Origin of the sequence: Staphylococcus xylosus (genome assembly GCF_002732165.1) — a bacterium.
Lineage (GTDB): Bacteria > Bacillota > Bacilli > Staphylococcales > Staphylococcaceae > Staphylococcus > Staphylococcus xylosus.
The window spans coordinates 1-219 of record NZ_MRZO01000029.1 but is presented as its reverse complement, the minus strand read 5'-3'; the positions used below and the strand labels follow the sequence as shown (position 1 = coordinate 219).

Annotated in this window: 1 pseudogene; it reads left to right on the top strand. The window is 37.9% G+C overall.

Features of this window, described 5'->3' with window-relative positions:
• A pseudogene (locus BTM19_RS13010) lies at positions 1-219 on the top strand (hypothetical protein); the annotation flags it as partial.

Genomic DNA, 219 nt, shown 5'->3' with positions numbered 1-219 from the left:
TAACGTACAAGATACTGACGCTAGTCAAGAGGATAACACAGACACTTCTGATAAAGATGATGTTACTTCTGACGACAATCAAGATGTAGCTAAAGATAGTGACAATTCTGACGCTACTTCTAACGTACAAGATACTGACGCTAGTCAAGAGGATAACACAGACACTTCTGATAAAGATGATGTTACTTCTGACGACAATCAAGATGTAGCTAAAGATAG